Origin of the sequence: Streptomyces sporangiiformans, assembly GCF_005768555.2 — a bacterium.
GTDB classification, from domain to species: Bacteria; Actinomycetota; Actinomycetes; order Streptomycetales; family Streptomycetaceae; genus Streptomyces; species Streptomyces sporangiiformans.
This window is the reverse complement of sequence record NZ_VCHX02000086.1, coordinates 1-18,266: the sequence shown is the minus strand read 5'-3', so window position 1 is coordinate 18,266 and position 18,266 is coordinate 1. Positions and strand designations below refer to the sequence as shown.

General features: G+C 71.2%; 13 protein-coding genes and 2 pseudogenes. 6 read left to right on the top strand and 9 right to left on the bottom strand.

The features are described from left to right. Positions 1-223 precede the first annotated feature (223 nt). Together FGD71_RS48665 and FGD71_RS48660 are read left to right on the top strand one after the other, a co-directional pair. Positions 224-1,119, top strand: a pseudogene (locus FGD71_RS48665) (hypothetical protein); the annotation flags it as partial. A 1-nt stretch (position 1,120) separates the two neighbouring features. Next, positions 1,121-1,771 (top strand): annotated as a pseudogene (locus tag FGD71_RS48660) (hypothetical protein); the annotation flags it as partial. A gap of 262 nt (positions 1,772-2,033) precedes the next feature. On the opposite strand, the gene FGD71_RS10100 reads toward FGD71_RS48660, so the two are convergent. The 4 genes from FGD71_RS10100 to FGD71_RS10085 all read right to left on the bottom strand — a co-directional run bounded on the left by FGD71_RS10100 (position 2,034) and on the right by FGD71_RS10085 (position 8,389). Next, positions 2,034-4,427, bottom strand: coding sequence for an MFS transporter (locus tag FGD71_RS10100; protein ID WP_119100061.1), 2,394 nt, complete (start codon positions 4,425-4,427; stop codon positions 2,034-2,036). A gap of 279 nt (positions 4,428-4,706) precedes the next feature. Then, positions 4,707-6,944 (bottom strand): MMPL family transporter, encoded by a 2,238-nt coding sequence (locus FGD71_RS10095; protein ID WP_119100066.1) that lies wholly within the window; start codon positions 6,942-6,944, stop codon positions 4,707-4,709. A gap of 335 nt (positions 6,945-7,279) precedes the next feature. Then, complete coding sequence (locus FGD71_RS10090) at positions 7,280-7,900, bottom strand: dihydrofolate reductase family protein (protein ID WP_119100060.1); 621 nt, start codon at positions 7,898-7,900, stop codon at positions 7,280-7,282. Between the two features lie 96 nt (positions 7,901-7,996). After that, positions 7,997-8,389 carry a VOC family protein gene (locus FGD71_RS10085; protein ID WP_119100059.1) on the bottom strand — a complete coding sequence of 131 codons (393 nt, stop codon included), beginning with the start codon at positions 8,387-8,389 and terminating at the stop codon, positions 7,997-7,999. A 252-nt stretch (positions 8,390-8,641) separates the two neighbouring features. On the opposite strand from FGD71_RS10085, the gene FGD71_RS10080 reads away from it, so the two are divergent. Further along, positions 8,642-9,319, top strand: coding sequence for a TetR/AcrR family transcriptional regulator (locus FGD71_RS10080; RefSeq protein WP_119100058.1), 678 nt, complete (start codon positions 8,642-8,644; stop codon positions 9,317-9,319). Positions 9,320-9,378: 59 nt separating this feature from the next. Here the strand turns inward: FGD71_RS10080 and FGD71_RS10075 are convergent, their stop codons facing one another. Then, positions 9,379-10,482 (bottom strand): methyltransferase domain-containing protein, encoded by a 1,104-nt coding sequence (locus FGD71_RS10075; protein ID WP_119100057.1) that lies wholly within the window; start codon positions 10,480-10,482, stop codon positions 9,379-9,381. Positions 10,483-10,688: 206 nt separating this feature from the next. After that, positions 10,689-11,153: a potassium channel family protein gene (locus tag FGD71_RS10070; RefSeq protein ID WP_119100065.1), complete on the bottom strand. Its 465-nt coding sequence runs from the start codon at positions 11,151-11,153 to the stop codon at positions 10,689-10,691. 352 nt (positions 11,154-11,505) lie between these two features. Here FGD71_RS10070 and FGD71_RS10065 point away from each other — a divergent pair, with 352 nt between their 5' ends. Then, on the top strand, positions 11,506-11,943 hold the full coding sequence (locus FGD71_RS10065) for a DUF7144 family membrane protein (protein WP_181359165.1): 438 nt from the start codon (positions 11,506-11,508) through the stop codon (positions 11,941-11,943). A 69-nt stretch (positions 11,944-12,012) separates the two neighbouring features. Here the strand turns inward: FGD71_RS10065 and FGD71_RS10060 are convergent, their stop codons facing one another. Continuing rightward, positions 12,013-12,603, bottom strand: a complete 591-nt coding sequence (locus FGD71_RS10060; RefSeq protein ID WP_119100063.1) for a TetR/AcrR family transcriptional regulator — start codon at positions 12,601-12,603, stop codon at positions 12,013-12,015. A gap of 75 nt (positions 12,604-12,678) precedes the next feature. Between FGD71_RS10060 and FGD71_RS10055 the strand changes: the two genes are divergently transcribed. Beyond that, positions 12,679-14,538 (top strand): ABC transporter ATP-binding protein, encoded by a 1,860-nt coding sequence (locus tag FGD71_RS10055; protein WP_240436503.1) that lies wholly within the window; start codon positions 12,679-12,681, stop codon positions 14,536-14,538. Positions 14,539-14,724: 186 nt separating this feature from the next. Continuing rightward, complete coding sequence (locus tag FGD71_RS10050) at positions 14,725-16,410, top strand: lysyl oxidase family protein (RefSeq protein WP_119100056.1); 1,686 nt, start codon at positions 14,725-14,727, stop codon at positions 16,408-16,410. Positions 16,411-16,508: 98 nt separating this feature from the next. Here the strand turns inward: FGD71_RS10050 and FGD71_RS10045 are convergent, their stop codons facing one another. Next, the gene (locus FGD71_RS10045; RefSeq protein ID WP_119100055.1) at positions 16,509-17,300 is read right to left on the bottom strand and encodes an SCO2400 family protein; all 792 of its coding nucleotides are present in this window, start codon (positions 17,298-17,300) and stop codon (positions 16,509-16,511) included. A 274-nt stretch (positions 17,301-17,574) separates the two neighbouring features. Further along, the gene (locus FGD71_RS10040) at positions 17,575-17,919 is read right to left on the bottom strand and encodes a MerR family transcriptional regulator (RefSeq protein WP_119100054.1); all 345 of its coding nucleotides are present in this window, start codon (positions 17,917-17,919) and stop codon (positions 17,575-17,577) included. Between the last annotated feature and the right edge of the window lie 347 nt (positions 17,920-18,266).

Genomic DNA, 18,266 nt, shown 5'->3' with positions numbered 1-18,266 from the left:
CCGGTCCCGGCCGGATGCAGGGCGGCCGCGGGCCGCATCGGGTTTTCCGGGTCTTGGCGCGGCGCTTTCGGTGCTCCTCCGAACCGCTCCTGACTCCTCCATCTGGCGCTCTGCCCCATGCCGCATTCCTGGGTGGTACGGGGTAATTTGTCCATGTTTTTGTCTGATTTTCACCTTCGATCTGCAGGGTGTGGGCCGAAGGGTGAAGGGCGAAGGGTGGACGATGCCCAGGACCTTGAACGTCCCGCTCGTCGGCGTCGAGGGGCGCGGCCTGCTGGTGGCGGGCCGTACGTCGGGGCGTACCGGCGGCCAGGGGTGGCTGGCACTCGTGGCGGGTGCCTTCGTGGTGGCGCAGTTGGTCCTGGTGCGCCCTGGTATGGGGCTCGGCTGGGACGAGACGGTGTACGTCAGCCAGGTCAGTACCCAGGCTCCGGCGTCGTTCTTCAGTGCGCCGCGCGCCCGCGGCGTCTCCCTGCTGGCCGCGCCCATCACCTCGTGGTCGTCGTCCACGGAGTTGTTGCGGGTCTATCTGGCGCTGCTGTCCGGGCTCGGACTGTTTCTGGCGCTGCGTGTCTGGCGCGGGCTGTTCCCTGTTCGGGTGCTGGTTCTGGCGGGCGCGCTGTTCGCGACGCTGTGGGTGACCCTGTTCTACGGCCCGCAGGCCATGCCCAACTACTGGGTCGCGATCGGCGCCCTGGCGTGCGTGGGTTACTTCCTGCACGCCCGGGCGGACCGCTTCGACCTGATGGCGCTGTGGGGTGTGGGGGTGAGCGCGGCGCTGATCGCATGGATGCGGCCCACGGACGCGGTCTATGTCACCCTGCCGCTGCTGGTTCTGCCGCTGTGCGTCCGTCGCCGGGGCCGGTGGCGGCTGTGGGGGGCGCTCGTCGCGGGGCTGGTGGCCGGGGCGGGTCAGTGGGTCATCGAGGCGTTCGTCAGCTACGGCGGCCTGGCGCAGCGACTGGCCGACGCCTCCCGGATCCAGGGCGGGCTGGGATGGCACTTCGCCGTCGACGACCAGGCGCGCAGCCTGGTCGGCGACACGCTGTGCCGCCCGTGCGGCGGGGCGATGCCGCCCGTGGCGGTGATGGTCTGGTGGTTCGTCCTCCCTCTTGTCGCNGTGGCGGTGATGGTCTGGTGGTTCGTCCTCCCTCTTGTCGCCGCTCTCGGGCTGGTGATCGCCGTGCGGGCCCGGCGGACGGCCGGCACGCTGCTGCCCATCGCCTGCGCCGCGACGGCGGCCTTCCCCTATCTGTTCTTGATCGGATACGCCGCGCCCCGCTTCCTGCTGCCCACCTACGCGCTGTTGTCGCTCCCCGTCGCCGACGCGTTCGTCCACCTGGTCACCACTCCGAACCGAGTGCGGCGGCAGGTTGTCGTGCCGCTCGTGGTGCTCGCTCTCGCCGCGCATCTCGCGGTGCAGTACGTGGTGTTGGAGCGCACCGTGGACCGCAGCACCGCCGCCCGCAAGGGCTGGACCCGTACGGCAGCCGAACTGCACCGGCTCGGCGTACGGCCGCCCTGCCTGCTGACGGGGTACGAGGCCCTCCCGGTCGCCTTCTACGCCGGGTGTGCTTCCGGGCAGACCAACGGTCCCAACGGCAACACCACTCAGGCCGACATCGAACGGACCGCCCGACGGCTGCCGGTCGCCACCCTGACCACGCTGGGCGGACAGCCGCCCGCGTACGCCCGGACGTGGCAGCCCCACCGGATCGGGGAGCGGCGGATCTTTGTGGCTCCGGGGCAGGCGGCAGGCCAGGGCGGATGACCCGTCTCCGCGGTGGGCCCGGCGCTGGTGGCCCGCATCCTCCGTGGTCTCGCGCGCCGGCGGCGCGGGGCCGTGCGGGGCCGTGCGGGGCGCGTCTCCAGCGGGGAAGAGCTGGAGACGCGCCCCTGGGTGGGTCTCCGGCGGCGGGGCGCGCGGGCCGTCCCAAGCCGCCGCCCCGACGTCGCCGGAGGCCCTTCCGCCCGCCGCCCGTGGACGCTGTCCCGCCGCTCAGGGCGCCGTCCGAGGGCCGGGGCTCGGTGGACTACTCGCCGGGGTGGGTGAGTTCGATGTCGTGGTCGTCGATCCCGCCGCCGGGGACGGTCACACCCCTCGCCTTCGGCGGGTAGCCGGTCGCCATGACCGTGTACTCCCCGCTGTCCAGGTCGGAGAAGGCGTACGCCCCGTCGTGGCCGGTCGTCGTCGTGGCGACCACGTTGCCCGCCGCGTCGACCAGCGTGACCCGCGCGTCGCTCAGCGGCAGGCCCGCCCCGCGCACCCTGCCCCGCACATGGGCCCCGGCTCGGAGCTCGACCTCCACCCGCGTGACACCGGCGCCGCCGACCTCGACGGGCCGGGCCAGCGGACGGTGCTTGGGGGAGTTGACCGCGAGGGTCACCGTCCCCGGCACCAGGTCGGAGATGGTGAACTCGCCCAGGGCGTCGGTCTGCCCGGTGGCCAGGACGTCGCCGCGTACGTCGGTCACGATGACCACGGCCCCGGTGACCGGCGCCCCGCTGTCCGCGGACCGCACCGCACCGGTCAGGCCGCTGGTACCGCTCAGCAGGATGTCGTACGTCAGCGGCGCGTCGGCGACGACGACCGTGGACGCCTGCGGCTGGAAGCCGTCCGCGGCGGCGATCAGGACGTACGAACCGGCGCCCGGCGCGTCCACGCCGTACGAGCCGTCGCCGTGAGCGACCGACCGGCCCAGCTGTTGCCCTTCGAGCGAGATCAGCGTCACCGCGGCCCCGCCCACGGGCGTGCTCTCCGCACCGCGAACGTAGCCGGTGACCGGTGTCCCGCCGCCGGCGAACCCGCTCGTCCCATGGCGCTCGGCCGTCGTCACGGAGGCCGCCACCGGCTCCGGGCGGGCCCGGCCTGACCGCGGGGCGGCGACCGACGAGGCCGACACCCCCTTCTTCGTCTCCGGTTCGGCGGCGGTCATGGCCGGTGCGGCGGCGGCCTCGGCCGGAGGCGCGGACGGCTCCCCGGACTCGGTCGCCGCCGAGGCGGCCGCGAGCGGGCGCTGGCGCGGGATGAAGGCGGCGACCACGAAGGCGAGCAGCGCGGCGCCCGCACCGATGGCCAGCACGGTGCGGAAGCCGTCCTTGGAGGGGAGTGCGATCGTGCCGAAACGGGTCGTCATCTGGGCGAGGATGACGCCGGCGACCGCGCTGGCGGTCGACGTGCCGATGGACCGCATCAGGGTGTTGAGGCTGTTGGCGGCGCCCGTCTCGGACGGGGGGACGGCGCCCATGATCAACGAGGGCATCGCACCGTAGGTGAAGCCGATGCCGGCGCCGATGATGCAGGAGACCGTCACGAAGTGCCAGACCTCGTCCATCAGCACGATGTTCAGGCCGTAGCCGGCGGCCACGATCAGGGCGCCGATCATCAGGGTCACCTTCGGACCCTTGGCCTTCGAGACGGCGGCGGAGACCGGGGCCGTGGCCATCATCACCAGGCCGGACGGTGCCATGACCAGGCCTGCGACGAGCAGCGACTTGCCCAGGCCGTAACCGGTCGCTTCAGGCAACTGCAAGAGCTGTGGAAGGACGAGGGACATCGCGAACATGCCGAAGCCGAGCGCGATCGACGCCAGGTTGGTGACCAGCACCTGACGGCGCGCGGTGGTCCGCAGGTCGACCAGCGGCTCCTTGACCCGCAGCTCCCACCAGCCCCACACCAGCAGGACGACGACGGACGCCGCGAACAGACCGAGGGTCGTGTTGCTGCTCCAGCCCCAGTCGGCGCCCTTGGAGATCGCCAGCAGCAGCGACACCAGCCCCGCCGCCATGCCCGCGGCGCCCACCAGGTCGAAGCGGCCACCGGTACGCACCTTGGACTCCGGTACGAGGGTCAGTACGCACAGGAAGGCGAGGGCGCCCAGGCCGGCCGAGGCCCAGAACAGCATGTGCCAGTCGAAGTTGTCGGCGATGAGTGCGGCGGCGGGCAGGCCCAGGGCGCCGCCCACGCCGAGTGAGGCGCTCATCAGCGCGGTGGCGGAGCCGAGCCGTTCGGCGGGCAGCTCGTCGCGCATGATGCTGATGCCGAGCGGGATGACACCGGACGCCAGACCCTGCAGCGCGCGCCCGACGATCATGGGGGTCAGTGACTCGCTGAGGGCGGCCGTGACCGACCCGGCCACCAGCATGACGAGGCTGACCAGGAGCATGCGGCGCTTGCCGTACATGTCTCCGAGCCGGCCCATGACCGGGGTGGCGACGGCGGCGGCGAGCAGCGTGGCGGTGACGGCCCAGGCGGTGTCCGACGCCGGGGCGTTCAGGAGCTGGGGGAGCTCCGGGACCAGCGGGATCACCAGGGTCTGCATCAGCGCGACCACGATCCCGCCGAAGGCGAGGACCGCCACGACGGTGTTCGTCCGCGGCGGGCCGGACGTCCCGGTGCCGTCGGGTCGGGCGTGTGCGTGGGACATGGTCGAGCCTCCGTGTGGGCGGGCAGGTCTGTGCGACTCGGTCAAAGGTAAGTTAGTTGATTAAGTTAAGCAAGTCGCATCGAAGGGTGGGGGTCGGAGGCGGAGGGTCGGAGGTGGGGGTTCGGAGGGCTCGTACGTGTCGACGTACGTGGCGCCTGCCGCCTCCGCACGCGAGCGCAGCATGGTGTTGAGCTGCACCCCTGTGGTGACGCGGTCCTCCGCGGGCCCCGCGGCCCTGGGCGGCAGCGGCAGCCCAGGCCCGCGGAGGCGGACCGTGGCCTAGGAGTGGACCGATGCGGGCTCCGGGGCGGGCTCCTGAGAGGGCTCGGGCAGGTCGGCCGGGGGTGCGGTGGCGGAGGCCCGGTGGCTCAGGGCCTCACCCTCGACATCGACGCGGGGCAGCATCCGGTCCAGCCAGCGGGGCAGGTACCAGGCCTTGTCGCCGAGCAGGGCGAGGATCGCGGGCACGATCGCCATGCGGACCACGAAGGCGTCGAACAGGACCGCGATGGCCAGGCCGAAGCCGATCATCTTGATCATGGATTCGCCGGCGCCGATGAACCCGGCGAAGACCGCCATCATGATCAGCGCGGCGGCGACCACGACCCGGGCGCTGTACCGGAAGCCGGAGACGACTGCCTGGCCGGGCCGGTCCCCGTGGACGTACGCCTCCCGCATCCGGGAGACCAGGAAGACCTCGTAGTCCATCGCCAGACCGAAGACGATGCCCACCAGGAAGATCGGCATCAGGCTCATGATCGGGCCGGTCTGCTCCACGCCGAGGAGTTCGGCGCCGTGGCCCTGCTGGAAGACCAGCACGACCGCGCCGAGGGCGGCGAGGACCGAGAGCAGGAAGCCGAGCGCTGCCTTCAGGGGCACCAGGATCGAGCGGAAGACCAGCAGCAGGAGCACGACGGCCAGGCCGACCACGACCGCGAGGTAGGGGATCAGCGCGTTCTGGACCTTCTGGGCCACGTCGATGTTGACCGCGGTGGTGCCGGTGACCGAGAAGGTCGCCCCGGTGGTGGACTCCATCGCCGGGCGTTCGTCGCGGATGGCGGTGACCAGGTCCTTGGTCTTCTCGTCGGTGGGGCTGGTGGCCGGGACGGCGGAGAAGACGGCGGTGTCACCCGCCGGGTTGAACCGGGCCGGCGAGACGGAGACGACCCCCTCTGTGGCGCCGATCTTCTTGGTGATCGAGTCGACGGCGGCCTTGGGGTCCTTCGCGTGCTTGGCGTCGACGACGATGGCCAGGGGCCCGTTGAAGCCGGGGCCGAAGCCGTCGGCGAGGGCGTCGTAGGCGCGGCGCTCGGTGGTCGAGGTGGGCTTGGCCTCGTTGCCGGGCATGCCCAGCTGGAGGTTCGTCATCGGCAGGGCGATCACTCCCAGGCCCGCGATGCCGGCGAGGAGTACGGGGACGGGGCGGCGCAGGACGAAACGGGCCCAGCGGCTGCCTGCGTTGTTCTCGTCGCTCTTCCTGCTGCGCGGTGAACCCTTCCGGGTGGCGCGTGACAGTACGGCGTTGGGCCAGAAGCCGAGCAGGGCCGGGACCATGGTCAGTGAGATGAGGACGGCGACGACGACCGCGCCGGCGGCGGCCAGGCCCATCTTGGTGAGCATCGGGATGCCGACCACCGAGAGCCCGGCGAGCGCGATGACGACCGTGAGCCCGGCGAAGACGACCGCGGAGCCGGCGGTGCCGGCGGCGAGGCCCGCCGCCTCCTGTGGTGTGTGGCCCTTGGCGCGTTCCTCGCGGTAGCGGGAGACGACGAACAGGGCGTAGTCGATGCCGCACGCGAGCCCGAGCATGGTGGCCAGCGTGCCGGTCGTGGAGGACAGGCCGAAGGTGCTGGACAGGGCCAGGATGGAGGCCATGCTGATGCCGACGCCGAGGACGGCGATCAGCAGTGGGAGTCCGGCGGCGGCCAGGGAACCGAAGGTGATCAGCAGGACGACGGCCGCGATGGCGATGCCGATCGCTTCGGCCGCGCCGCCCGCCGAGGGCTGGGTGGCCAGCGCGTCCCCGCCGGCCTCGACGGTCAGACCCGCGTCCCGGGCCTCGTCGATGGCGTGTTCCAGATGGGTCTTGTCGGCGTCGGTGAGGTCGTCGGCCTGCACCTTGTAGGTGACGGTCGCGTAGGCGATCGTGCCGTCCTTGCTCACCGCCTTCGCCTGGAACGGGTCCACCGCGCCTGAGACCTGCGAGCCGTCGGCCGCCTCGTCCACGAGCTTCTCGATCGCCGCCCGGTTCTCGGTGGCGGTGACCTTCTGCCCGTCCGGGGCGACGAAGACGAGCTGGGCACTCGCGCCGTCGGCCGCGGAGCCGGGGAAGCGCTCCTCCATCAGGTCGAACGCCTTCTGGGACTCGATACCGGGCATCGTGAACCCGTCGTCGCCCGCCGCGGGCGCTTTGGCCGCGCCGAAGCCGACGGCGGCCAGCACCGCCACCCACAGCAAGGCGACGGGCCAGCGCCGCCGGAAGGCCACACGGCCCAGTCGATACAGGAAGGTAGCCATGACGGAGGTCTCCACATCTTGCGGTCTCGGGGACGCCCCAAGACTCCCGAGACCGGACCCTCCGCGTCGTCGTGCGCCTGCCGACAATCCCGGCTACTGAGAACGCAGTACGTCGCCCCTGTGCGCGTAGTACCAGCGACGCGACGGCGTCCTGCTGTCTCGCCCGTGAGGAGTACGAGGTGTACGAGGAGTACGTGGAGTACGTGGTTCCCGTCCGGGCGGCGCGTGCTGAGCCCCGCCACCACGATCCAGCGGCCCGCCGCCGACCCCGCCGACCCCGCCGACCGGGGTGCCGGTGTCCGGCACCCCGGTCAGCCGGGTTCTGATGGGTGACCTCACTTCCCCGTGGCCGGGATGCCGGGGCCGGTCGCGCGCGTGAAGGTGGTGAAGGTCGCGCCGCTGTCGAGCACGGTGTGGCCGGTGAGCTCCCAGCCGCGCGGATCGAAGGCGGCCTTGTGGGAGAAGAGCGGGATTCCGGCGCCGATGGTCAGTGGTGCCGTCTTGAGGATGACCTGGTCGATCTCGCCGTACAGGGCGCCGGCCAGTTCGGCGCCGCCTATCAGCCAGATGTCCTTGCCGTCCTCCTGCTTCAGCTGCCGCACCTTGTCCACAGGGTCGCCCGGGACCAGCTCGACAGCCGGGTCCGGGCTCTCGGTGAGGGTTCGGGAGAAGACCAGGTGGCGCAGGTGGGGGTAGGCATCGGTGATGCCGGCCTTGAGACCGATCTCGTAGCTGCGCCGCCCTTCCAGGACGGTGTCGAAGTGCGTGCCTTCCGCGGTGACGGATAACGCCGCCCGGGCGGGGGCAGGCAGGGTCTCCGGGTATTCCGCCGCGATGTGCCGGATGTAGTCCTCGGGGATCGGCCAGAAGCCGTCCGGACCCGTGGGGTCGGCGCCGTCCGGGCCCGCGATGAAACCGTCCAGGGTGGTGGCGATGTAGTACACGAGCTTTCGCATGCGGTGCTCTCTTTTCTTTGTCTGCACGATCCGGTCGGCACGGGGCCGTTCGGGCCGTGTGGGCCGTAGGGATGGGCGCGGGTAAGGCGCCAGGCGTCAGGCGTGGTCCGCCGCCGTCCACTCGACGAACTGGACGACGACCCCGTTGGGGTCGGTGACCTGGAACAGGCGTTCTCCCCAGGGCTCTTCACGCAGGGGCATCGTGATGTCGACGCCTTCGGAGCGCAGGCGTTTCTCCTCGGCTTCGAGGCCGGCATCGAGGGTGAAGGCGAGGATCAGGCCGCGGGCGCGCTGGTCTCGCTGTTCGGGGGGCAGGACGTCGATGCCCCGCCGGAGCAGGACGATGTCGACGGCGGCGTCGTCACGGGTGAGGGAGGCGAATCCGTCGGCCGCGGCCTGCTCCCGGTAGCCGAGGTGCTCGGTGAAGAAGGTGCGCGAGGCGGCGACGTCTTCGACCGTGAGGGAGACGGTGGAGGCGGTGATGGTCAAAGGGGTTCCTTTCCAGGCTGCGGGGCAGGGCGGGGCGAAGCGATGGACGGGGCGATGTTGCGTCCTGCGGAGCTCGGCGTTGGCGGCCGTCAGCGGGCGCCACGGCCCTCGACACGCTCCCGCGCCGCCGCCCTGAGATCGAGCCTTCGCATGCACTACTTCCCTTCAGGCTAAGTTTGCGTCGGTAGTAACTTTATCTCCAGGCGCTCCGTGCTGTAAACATATTTTTACTACGGGGGTAAGATTTTCCTCATGGAGACCAAGACGAACGCCGCAGCGGGCGCCACGACAGCGAGCGCCACCGCCCCGCTGGGCCTGCGAGAAGCCAAGAAGCAGGAGACGCGACAGCTGATCTCCGACCACGCGACACGGCTGTTCATCGAGCAGGGCTTCGAGAACACGACCATCGCCGAGATCGCCGCCGCCGCTCGCGTCGCGAAGAAGACGGTGACCAACTACTTCGCGCGCAAGGAGGACCTGGCCCTCGACCACCAGGACGAGTTCAGCGCCACGCTGGCGAGCGCCGTGGCCGCCCGACGCCCCGGCGAGTCCGCCCTCGCGGCGCTTCGCCGCGCCTTCGAGGCCGCCGTCGCGGCGCAGAACCCGGTCGCGGGATTCGCCGGCCCTGACTTCTCCCGCATGATCACCGACAGTCCCACCCTGTCGGCGTGCCTGCGCAGCCTGCACGACCGGCGCGAACAGGCGCTGGCCGAGGCCCTCGCCGAGGCCGTCGGCGCGCAGCCGGACGACATCACCGTCCGCACGGCCGCCGGGCTGCTCGGTGCCGTGCACCGCGTCCTGTTCCAACGCATCCAGGACCTGACCCTGGCCGGGGACACCAACGACGAGATCGCCGAGACCGTCGCGAAGGAAGCGGCTCGCGCCTTCGACCTTCTCCAACCGGCCCTCGACGACTACGCGACCGCCTGAGACTCGGCTCGCCGACGGCTCAGAGCGATCCAGCGCCCGCGCGGCGCGCCGCGCGCACATCACCCGGCCGCACCGCCTGAGGCCTGGCTGGTGGCGCGGCGTCGCCGAGCCCTGTCCGTCGATGCCAGGTGGACGATGTACGGCTGAGCGCCTGAGACGCGGATGCGCTGTATGTGCAGGGGGGTGAGGTCATGCCGCAGGGCGCCGGCCAGGGTGTCGGGGTCGGGCAGGAGGAGTACGGCTGTGCCGTCCGGGGCGAGGACGCGGCGCAGCTCCGTCCACCAGCGGGTGGGGTCGGCGGCGACGAGGCCGCGGGCGTGGGCCTGGCTGCCCCAGGGTGGGTTGCACAGGACGCGGTCGACTTCCCCGTCGGGGAGGGGGAGGCGGGCGGCGTCGGATCGGCGGATGCCGACGGGCAGGTCGACGGCGTTGGCGCGGGCCGCGGTGACCGCGTCGGGGGAGAGGTCGAAGCCGTGGAAGCGGGCTTCGGGCTGGGCGAGCGCGGCCTCGATCAGCAGGGTGCCGGCGCCGCAGCACGGGTCGAGCACGACGTGACCGGGGCGGATGTCGGCCATCGCGGCCATGGCGGCGGCCAGTGGCGGATGCAGGGTGCCCGGGATGGTGTGGCGCTTGTACGCGCGGCGATGCAGCGGGCGGTCGTTGATCCGCAGCATGAGCGTGGCCCGCGTGCCGTCCAGGGTCAGCCGCCATCCCCAGTGACCGGGCGGGGACGCGGCGCCCGTACGCCGGGAGTGGTAGGGGACGCCGAGCTGACGCGCCAGGGCCGGGCCGATGACGTCCTCGGCGTCGTACCGGCTGAAGGTGCGTCGGCCGAGGAAGGAGGCCGAGACGTCGATGCCGGTGAGGCGGTGCGGCGTCTTCGTCAGAGCGCGACGGAGGCTCAGGAGGCGGTCGGCGTCGGTGAGTTCGGCAAGCTCGGCAAGGGCGTGGAGGTCGTGCTTCGTCGTCCCGACGTCGGGTCGCTCGGCGGCGAACAGAAAGACGTCGTCCGCGGTACGGAGCTGCGGCGCGGGCCGGGACGTACGGAAGTGGACCTCGCGATGGCGCAGGTCGGTGACGACGCCTAGGCCGGATGACAGAACTTCGGCGGCGACCGCGGACTCCAGACCGCGGACGCAGCGCGCCACGAGGGGCGTGTGCATGGTGATTGTTCTTCTTCCACGTCAGCACTCGGGGCAGCGCTTCGCTGCCCCGCCTCGTCGGCGACGGGGGGCTCCTCGCTTCGCCGACGGCGCTTAACGCAGGTGGAAGAAGAACGTCATGGGCGACAGTCTAGGTCCTTACGCCGTCGGGCAGTTGGCGCGCATCCGCGACGACCACCGAGCACCGCACCACGGCAGGTCCGCGATCACCCCCTCCCCTGCCGGTCGCGTTGCCGGCTGCGGATCACCTGATTGCGTACATGGCGGGTCAGCGCGGTGGCGGCGGCGGTGAGGAACACGAAGCTGTAGAGGACCTGTACGACCGTGACCACCCGTGCCGCCTGTCCTTCCGGGGTGATGTCCCCGCCGACGGTGGCGAGGGTGACCGTGGTGTAGTACAGGGCGTCCGTCCGTGTCGCGAGGCCCCTGAACTCGCCGGGCTGCTTGGCGAGTGAGTAGTAGCCGGCCGAGAAGACGAGAACGGACAGGCACATCAGGAGCGGGATGACCACTCCGGGACGGGCCTGCGGTCGGTTCACGAGGACGTCCCGTACCTGACGCAGGAGCAGGAGGGCCACGAGAAGCAGCGCGAGGGCGAACACCGTCCAGCTCAGGGCGGGACGGTGGGGTCCCAGGGGGTCGAGCGGGAGCAGGAAGTACCCGGCGACCATGGCGGCCACGAGGCCGCCCTGGATCAGCCAAGGCCGCGTGACCTGCCATGGCGTAAGGGGGACGGGGCGGTCGTCCGGCCCGGCCTCCCGCGCCGTCACGGCGAGATCCCGCGGGCTCGCGCCTGGGCCATGGGTTCCTCCACAGGTCGCCCCTACGTTGCCCCCACCCCCTCCAGGCCTCCAGTGAAGGGCCGCCGTCCCGCCCGCGCACGCCGGGCCCAAGGCCCCGGGGGCACGGCGTGGGCACCGCTCACCCGAACGGCCCCACCCGCATGGCGGTGCGGGCGGCCCGGGCCGAGGCTCGAAACCCCGTGCGCGGACGACGTACGGGACGACGAACGGGAGTCCCCCCATGACCCGTGCGATACAGCAGCCCCGGACCCGCCCTTCCACGTCCCCCGGCTGGGTGACGGGCGGTGTCGTCTTCGCGGGCGTCCTCATGCTCTGCAACGGCGTGCTGGCCGTGCTCCAGGGCATCGCCGCGATCGCCGACGACGACAACGTGTACGGCGGTGTCGGCGACTACGTCTACCGGATCGGCCTCACCGGCTGGGGCTGGATCCACCTGGTCATCGGCGTCTGCGTCGCGATCACCGGGGCGGGCGTCCTCAGGGGCGCCGACTGGGCACGGTACGTCGGCATCCTCTTCGCCTCGCTGAGCCTGGTCGCCCAGTTCCTGTTCCTGCCGTACGCCCCGGTCTGGTCGGTGATCATGATCGCGATCGACCTGTTCGTGATCTGGGCCCTCGCCATGTACCGGCCGGGCACGGGCCGCGTGGCCGAGTTCTGAACCGGCGCGTTCTGAACCGACTTCTGAACCGACCTCTGGACCGATTTCTGAACCGGTGAGTCCCCCACGTCAGGGGGCTACGGCCTTCCTGAGGGTGCGCAGGCACAGGGTCAGGGCGGCGTGCTTTGGCGCTCCGTGGCTGCGGGCGTGCTCCCAGGCCGAGTACAGCAGGGACCACAGCACGTTCTGGACCCACTCGGCACTCATCTCGGGGTCGAGACTGCCTTCCGCGCGGCCGCGGTCGACGAGGCGCAGGAGCGCGGCGTCGGCGGCGGTCTCCTCCTCCCAGCCGTCCCAGTTCATGAACTGCGGTACGTCGAACATCAGCGTGAGGCGGTCGCCGAGTTCGAAGAACTCCTGGCAGAGCCGCTCCAGGGCGGTGGAGGCCGGGCCGTCGTCCAGCCGGGCGCGCTCGGTCGCCGCCGCGACCTTGTCCAGGATGTCCGCGCCGATGGCCGCCAGCAGATCGGACCGTTCGGGGAAGTAGCGGTGGACGGTGGTGCGTCCCACCCCGGCGGCCGCCGCGACATCGCCCAGCGACGCGGTCTGGTCGGTGGACAGGAGGGCGACGGCGGCGTCGAGGATCGCGCGCCGCGTCCGAGCGCGCGTCCCGGTCTCGGCCGCCGCGGTCTCGGCCACCGCCGCGCTGTCGTCTCGCATGGGCATACGGTACCCCGCCGTACCTGACTGAAATTCGCTTGCCCCTTATGGAACATCGATGTTCCACTCGCAGACATGGTCGTTCCCAAAACATCCTCGCAGGACGAGACGTTGCCCCGGCTGCGGATCCTGTGGTCGTTCGCCCGGCCGCACCGGCGCGCGCTGGTCCGGGCCCTGCTCCTGGCCCTGATGGGATCGGCGCTGGGGCTGGCCACGCCGATGGTCACGAAGTGGGTGCTCGACGCGCTGGGCGGATCGTCGTCGCTGAGCCGCCCCGTCGGCGGCCTCCTGGTTCTGCTCGTGGTCGGCAGTGCCGTCTCGTACCGGCAGTGGACCCTGCTCGGCTCGCTGGGGGAGCGCGTGGTCCTGGAGGCCCGCGAGTCGATGGTGCGGCGTTTCCTGCGGGCCACCGTGCCCGCCGTCACCCGGCGCCCGACCGGTGAGCTCGTCACCCGCGTCACCTCCGACACGGTGCTGCTGCGCGAGGCCGCAACCGGCGCTCTGGTGGGCCTGCTCAACGGGACGGTCATGCTGCTGGGAACCCTCGTCCTGATGGGCGTCCTGGACGTCGTGCTGCTCGGCACCACCCTGGCCGCGGTGGTGCTGATCGGCGTGCTGTTCGCGGTCCTGATGCCCGGGATCGCCACGGCTCAGCGGCAGGCACAAGAGCACATCGGGCAGCTGGGCGGCGTGCTGGAGGGCACGCTGCGCGCCATCCGGACCGTGAAGGTGAGCCGCGCCGAGGACCGTACGGCCGAGCGGATCGTGGCCGACGCGCGCGCATCGGCCGAGTACGGGGTCCGCGCGGTCCGCCGTGAGGCGCTGGCCTGGACGATCGCGGGGTCCAGCATACAGCTGGCGATCATCGCGATCCTGGGAGTGGGGGCCTGGCGGGTCGGCGAGGGGCACCTGGAGGTGTCCAGCCTGATCGCCTTCCTGCTGTACGCGTTCGGACTCATGGAACCGATCGGCGAGCTGAGCCAGAACGTCACCGCGCTGCAAGGCGGCATCGCCGCCGCGGAACGCATCCGGCAGACCGACGACCTGCAGACCGAGGACATCGCCCGCCCGGCACGTCCCGCGCGCCCCGTCGGCTCGGCAGTCCCGGCCGACCGGGACGACGCGCCCGTACTGGAACTGCGCGAGGTCACCGCGGCGTACGGCCCGGACGCCGAACCGGCGGTACAGGGCATCGAACTGGCCGTCCCCCGGCGCGGGCACACCGCGATCGTCGGGCCGTCCGGAGCGGGCAAGACGACTCTCTTCTCCCTGATCCTGCGCTTCCTGGAGCCGACGAAGGGCGAACTGCTCGTGGACGGCCGCCCGTACCGCGACCACACCCACGACGAGATCCGGGCCCGACTGGCGTACGTGGAGCAGGACACCCCGATCGTGCCCGGGACCATCCGCGACAACCTGCTGCTGTCCCGCCCCGACGCGACGGACGAGGAACTGCGCCGGGTCCTGCGGGACGTCCGGCTGGCAGAGAAGGTCGACGCCCTCGACGACGGCCTCGACACCTCCCTGTCCACCACGACCGTGTCGGGCGGCGAACGCCAGCGCATCGCCCTGGCCCGCGCCCTGTTGCGTACTCCCGACGTGCTGCTCCTGGACGAGGCGACCGCCCAGCTCGACGGGCTGACCGAGGCCGCCGTCCAGGACTGTGTCCGCTCCCGCGCCGGCACCGGTGCCGTGGTCACCATCGCTCACCGGCTGTCTACCGTGATCGACGCCGACACCATCGTGGTGATGGAGGCGGGCCGCATCCGCACCCGGGGCAGCCACGAGGAACTGCTGGCGACGGATGCCCTGTACCGCGAGCTGGTGGAGGCCCTGCGTATCGCAGGCGACACGGCGGTCGACACCGCAGCCGACATCGCAGCCGACACCGCGCCGGATCCGGAGGCCGTTTCCGGGACCCCGGTCCGTGGCTGAAAGAAGGGGTCCGGCTTTGTCCGGTCTTTTCCCCTCTCACCAGGCAACCAAGGCGCGCGTTCCCCGCTCTCACAGGTAGCTCTCAGATCGGCCCCGGGCGCGTGGGAGAGCCTCCGGATCCTCGGCCGGTCGTGGGCTGTCCAGTCCGATGCCACGGGACCGTGGCACTCGCAGACGAGGGAACCGATGACCAGTCAGTTACACCCCAGTCGCCTGAGACGTTCGGCGCTCGCCGCAGGAGCCGCGCTCACCGTCGTCGTCACCGGCGCCGGTGCCGCACCCGGCGCCGGAGCGGACCAGGCGAGCACTACCGGCAAGCCGAAGCTGAAGCTGATCGCCGCGTCGAACTCCGTGACGCTCGACCGCTGGAAGGGGGAACCCGGCGTCTATCTGGACCTCGGCACGTACGTCACGGTCGACGACGCTCCGCTGGAGTTCAAGGTCACCCGGAAGTCGTACAAGGACCCTGTCGTCGCCCAGCAGATCCTCCGCAACGGCACGACGACGCAGACCAAAAAACTGCCCGCCGGACTGGTGACGAACTTCTCCGGTCTGACGGGCTTCCTCGATGTGTCGATCAAGAACGCGGCCGGCGAGGAAGTGTCGAAGACCAGCGGGACGTTCTGCCCGAACAACGCCTCCGGGCGGATCCGGCCGGACGCCCCGGCGAAGTCGAAGTATCCGCAGAGCTGCTCCACCAACCCGTTCACGCTGGGCTCGGTGTGGGGCGTCGAGAAGGGCTGGGCGGCCAACTCCAGCACGGTCGCCTACGACGAGCCGGTGGAGCTGCCGGTGGGCGAGTACACGGCCAAGGTCTCGGTGGCCAAGAAGTACCGCGACCTGTTCGGCATCCCCGATGACCAGCCGACCATCAAGGTGACGGTGCGTGAGATGGGCGACGAGGGCGGCGAAGGCGCCGGGGGCGCGGCCCCCTCGCGCTCCTCCGCCCAGCACGGGGGCCACCAGGCCGCCGGGCAAGAGGCGAACGCCGCCCATCACTACGGTCCCCGTGGCGCCGACGCCCCCGTCCCGCCCGCCCTGTCGCACGCGCTCGAGGACCGCGGCATGGCCCACCACCTGGGCGACGGACCCGGCCACACCGACGGCTCGCGCATCGCTCCCGCGCTGAAGCCCAACGCCAAGCGGCCCAGCGGCCGTGCGGGTGTCGCCGCGAACGTGCCCAAGCCGGACCTGCGTTCGCTGCCCGCCTGGGACATCGCCATCACGGACGGCGAGGAGGGCGACGTGGCGGGCAAGGACTACCTCGCCTTCAGCGCCAACGTCTGGAACGCCGGTCCCGCCCCGCTCGTCGTGGACGGCTTCCGCAGTCCCGGCAAGGACCTGATGGACGCGTACCAGTACTTCTACGACGCGAACGGGAAGCAGATCGGGTACACGCCCACCGGCACCATGGAGTGGGACCCGCGGGAGGGCCACGAGCACTGGCACTTCACGGACTTCGCCAGCTACCGCCTGCTGAGCGAGGACCAGACCAAGGAGGTGCGCAGCGGCAAGGAGGCGTTCTGCCTGGCCAACACCGACGCCATCGACTACACGGTGAAGAACGCCAACTGGCACCCGGAGAACACCGATCTGTCGACCGCCTGCGGCCAGCAGAACTCGATCTCCGTCCGTGAGGTCCTCGACGTCGGCTCCGGCGACACGTACACCCAGTACCGTCCTGGCCAGTCCTTCGAGATCACCGACCTGCCGAACGGCACGTACTACATCCAGGTGATCGCCAACCCGGAGAAGCGGCTCCAGGAGACGAACACCGACAACAACGTCGCGCTCCGCAAGGTCGTCCTGGGCGGTGAGCCCGGCGCCCGTACGGTGACCGTGCCGCCGCACGACCTGATCGACGCCCCGTAGGAGACAACGGCGCCCCTGCGAACCGGCGTTTCCGCGCGGGTTCGCAGGGGCACTTCGGACGCCGGTCAGCCGCTGGGCGGGTCAGCCGCGTGGGCCGGTCAGCCGCCGCCGAGGCACACCACGAGCAGACAGAGCTCCGGCGACTGCGGTGTCGATGTCGGTGTCGGTGTGGGGCTCGTCTGAGACGTTCCCGAGTTCGAGCCGTTCTCGTTGTCGGCCGGGGGCGCGGGCGTCTGCTCCTCCGTCTCCGGCGCGGTGTCGGAGCTGTCGGGCTCCGTTCCACCGGAGGACTCGGGGGGCGTCTGGGCCTGCGGGGTCGACTTCGGCGCGGGACGGGCAGGAGCGGCGGCGTCCGTCGGAGCCTTCGTCGGCGTGGCGGGCAGGGCCTGCCGGCGCGGGGGGCTGCTCGCGCGCGACGGTTCGGAGGGAGTGCGCGAGGACCGGTGAGTGTCAGGTCGTGGCGACGACGGAAGGATGAGGTCCGGCGTCTGCTCCTCCGGGCCCTTGCCCGAGCGCTCCGGCGCGGTGGCCGCCTGTGCCTGGTCCGTGGACTGACGGTCCATGGTGGAGATGGTCAGACCGCCCCCGACGATCGCGACGGCGGTCGCCATCACGGCACGGCGCTTGTTCTTCTTCCACCGTGCCAGCTGGCGCCGCCGCGCCGCCCGCCCTCCTTGCGGTGCGGCCTGGCCGCCGAACGGGCCGGTGTGCGAGGCGTCGTACGCGCCGGTCTCGGCCGTGTCACCGGGAGAGCCGTCGTGCGCCGCGACCGGGGCCGGGTGGTGACGGCCGTCGGCGGCGGACGGGTCGATGTCCGGAGCGTAGGCGCCGCACCCGGGACACACCAGGGCGCCGTTGAGATGCCGACGGCACGAGGAGCAGTAGTCCATCTGTCGTCTTCCTGAGTTGACTGCGCCGACTCCCGCCCGGCCGTAGCCTGATCACGTTGGCACATGGAATCGAACTTTTCAGCCACGCTAACGAGCGTCTTGAAAGGCTTCGTGCAGTCCCTGTGAGACTCCTGCACAGATCCTCTGGACCCTGCATATGCCGGTACGCCCGGGGGACGCTCAGGCGGCTCTGCCGCCTCGCGTGCTTCGAGCCGACCGGTCCGCGCCGGCGCACTCAGTCGGAATCAGTCAAATCGGCCAGAATCAGCCAGAATCAGTCAGAACTGGAGCGGTCGGACGCTTCGTCCGCGGCGCGGCGGTACTCGGCGTTGATGCGCTGCGCCTCCTCCAGCTGGTCCTCAAGGATGACGATGCGGCAGGCGGCCTCGATCGGCGTGCCCTGGTCGACGAGCTCGCGGGCGCGAGCGGCGATCCGTAGCTGGTAGCGGGAGTACCGCCGGTGCCCGCCCTCGGAGCGGAGCGGAGTGATCAGACGGGCCTCGCCGATGGCACGGAGGAACCCCGGGGTGGTGCCGAGCATCTCGGCGGCCCGGCCCATCGTGTACGCGGGGTAGTCGTCGTCGTCCAGACGACCGCTGAGCGGAGTATCTGCTGTCATGTCACCTCGTTGTGCAACGCGTCGAGGGGCCCTGGTGCCGAACGGCACCAGGGCCCCGAAGGAAATTGAACACCATCTGTCGGCCCTACTGCTGTGCCGACCTTCTGTTTCCGCTGCCCGGCCCGGTAGAGGGGCGGGGGTGCGGGGATCGCGGCTGCTTGACCGGGGACCACCTTCCATTCCGGGGTCTTGCGGTACCCGGGCCGAATCCTTCTCGGGCCGGGCGATCCTGATGGCGTCTGCTCCCTCCGTTCTTTCCGTTCTTCGACCTTGTCTACGAGAGGAACCTTAGCTACACCGCGGATCAATGTCTACTCTGGCGAGCATAGATTTCGAGCTACCCGGGG

What these genes read in the sequence shown, in the direction of transcription:
- FGD71_RS10065 (WP_181359165.1), top strand. Translation starts at nt 11,506, where the DNA reads ATGACCCGTGCGATACAGCAGCCCCGGACCCGCCCTTCCACGTCCCCC.
- FGD71_RS10050 (WP_119100056.1), top strand. Translation starts at nt 14,725, where the DNA reads ATGACCAGTCAGTTACACCCCAGTCGCCTGAGACGTTCGGCGCTCGCC.
- FGD71_RS10055 (WP_240436503.1), top strand. Translation starts at nt 12,679, where the DNA reads ATGGTCGTTCCCAAAACATCCTCGCAGGACGAGACGTTGCCCCGGCTG.
- FGD71_RS10090 (WP_119100060.1), bottom strand. Translation starts at nt 7,900, where the DNA reads ATGCGAAAGCTCGTGTACTACATCGCCACCACCCTGGACGGTTTCATC.
- FGD71_RS10045 (WP_119100055.1), bottom strand. Translation starts at nt 17,300, where the DNA reads ATGGACTACTGCTCCTCGTGCCGTCGGCATCTCAACGGCGCCCTGGTG.
- FGD71_RS10095 (WP_119100066.1), bottom strand. Translation starts at nt 6,944, where the DNA reads ATGGCTACCTTCCTGTATCGACTGGGCCGTGTGGCCTTCCGGCGGCGC.
- FGD71_RS10060 (WP_119100063.1), bottom strand. Translation starts at nt 12,603, where the DNA reads ATGCGAGACGACAGCGCGGCGGTGGCCGAGACCGCGGCGGCCGAGACC.
- FGD71_RS10070 (WP_119100065.1), bottom strand. Translation starts at nt 11,153, where the DNA reads ATGGTCGCCGGGTACTTCCTGCTCCCGCTCGACCCCCTGGGACCCCAC.
- FGD71_RS10040 (WP_119100054.1), bottom strand. Translation starts at nt 17,919, where the DNA reads ATGACAGCAGATACTCCGCTCAGCGGTCGTCTGGACGACGACGACTAC.
- FGD71_RS10100 (WP_119100061.1), bottom strand. Translation starts at nt 4,427, where the DNA reads ATGTCCCACGCACACGCCCGACCCGACGGCACCGGGACGTCCGGCCCG.
- FGD71_RS10075 (WP_119100057.1), bottom strand. Translation starts at nt 10,482, where the DNA reads ATGCACACGCCCCTCGTGGCGCGCTGCGTCCGCGGTCTGGAGTCCGCG.
- FGD71_RS10080 (WP_119100058.1), top strand. Translation starts at nt 8,642, where the DNA reads ATGGAGACCAAGACGAACGCCGCAGCGGGCGCCACGACAGCGAGCGCC.